Source organism: Nonomuraea diastatica, assembly GCF_004349015.1.
Lineage (GTDB): Bacteria > Actinomycetota > Actinomycetes > Streptosporangiales > Streptosporangiaceae > Nonomuraea > Nonomuraea diastatica.
Map to the genome: position 1 here is coordinate 1 of NZ_SMKP01000403.1, position 1,595 is coordinate 1,595.

General features: G+C 67.6%; 1 protein-coding gene. It reads left to right on the forward strand.

Annotated elements, in window-relative coordinates; all coding sequences use genetic code 11:
* A partial coding sequence (locus tag E1294_RS51870) for a condensation domain-containing protein (RefSeq protein WP_246083897.1) occupies positions 1 to 1,595 on the forward strand: 1,595 nt, incomplete at both ends.

Consider the following 1,595-nt stretch of genomic DNA (forward strand, 5'->3'; position numbering starts at 1 on the left):
GGGCCACCGTCACCGCCTCGGCGGATGCCGTCGAGGTCCCGGTCAATCTGATCAGGGACGACACGACCGTTATCACCCCCGGCATGCTGCCGCTGGTCGAGCTGTCTCAGGAGCAGATCGATCGGGTCATTGCGCAGATCCCGGGTGGGGTCGGGAATGTGCAGGACATTTATCCTTTGGCGCCGTTGCAGGAGGGGATGCTTTTCCATCATCTGATGGCGGAGGAGGCCGACGCCTATGTCCTGACCAACCGGCTCACGATCGACACCCGTGAACGGCTGGACGGATTCCTGGACGCGCTCCAGGCGGTAGTGGACCGGCACGACGTACTGCGGACCTCGTTCCATTGGGAAGGACTGTCCCGGCCGGTGCAGGTGGTTCACCGGCACGCCGACTTGGTGGTGGAAGAGGTCGGAGAACTCGCCGGCGTGGCCAAGCGGATCGATCTGACCAGGGCGCCGGTGCTGCGGGTGTTCATCGCGCCCGGCACCGCCGGATGGCAGGTGCTCGTTGCGATGCATCACATCGTGGGAGACAACACGTCGATTCTTACGATCATCGGTGAGGTCGGTGCGATCATGACCGGTCGTGCCGATGAGCTGCCCGCGCCGGTGCCCTACCGCGACGTGGTCGCTCAGGCGGTGCTGGGTCCTTCCGAGGCGGAGCATGAGGAGTTCTTCACCGGGATGCTGGCCGGGGTTGAGGAGCCGTGTGCGCCTTATGGGGTGCTGGATGTGCATGGCGCCAGCGAGGTCGAGGCCAGTGTGGACCTGGATGGCGTGGTGTCGGAGGGGGTGCGTGAGCTGGCGCGCCGGTCTGGGGTGTCGGCGGCGTCAGTGTTTCATCTGGCGTGGGCACTGGTGCTGGCCCGGCTGACCGGCCGTGACAACGTGGTGTTCGGGTCGGTGCTGTTCGGCCGGATGCACGGGGCTGCGGGTGCCGACCGTGGTCTGGGCCTGTTCATCAACACGCTGCCGGTGCGCATCGATCTGTCCGGCGAGACCGTCACCTCGGGGCTGGGCGAGACGCATCGGGTGCTGACCGAGCTGTTCCGGCACGAGCACGCGCCGCTTGCCCTGGCGCAGCGGTGCAGTGGGGTGCCGGCGGGCGCGCCGTTGTTCACCAGCCTGCTCAACTACCGGCATGCCGGGCCGTCGACGGGTTCGGCGGATGCCGACGCGTGGGCCGGCATCGTGGGGGCGGCTGGGGAAGGCGGCACGACCTACCCGGTCACGGTCTCCGTCGACGACACGGGAACCGGGTTCGCGGTGACGGCGCAGGTGCAGGCGGCGATTGATCCGGGTCAGGTGTGTGCGTTGCTGGTTCAGGCTCTCACCGAGTTGACCGCCGGCGATCGTGCGCTCGCTGAGCTGGACGTGTTGCCTGTGGCCGAGCGTTGCAGGCTGTTGGATGGTTTCAATCCGCAGGTCGAGGTGCCGTCGCCGGGTGTGGCCACGGTGGGTGCTGTGGTGTGGGCGCGGATCGAGGAGTCTCCGGAGGCCACGGCTGTGGTTCATGGCGGTCGGGGGATGACCTATGGCGAGTTGGGGGTGCTTGCCGATCGGGTGGCGGCCGGTCTGCAGAGTCTCGGGGTG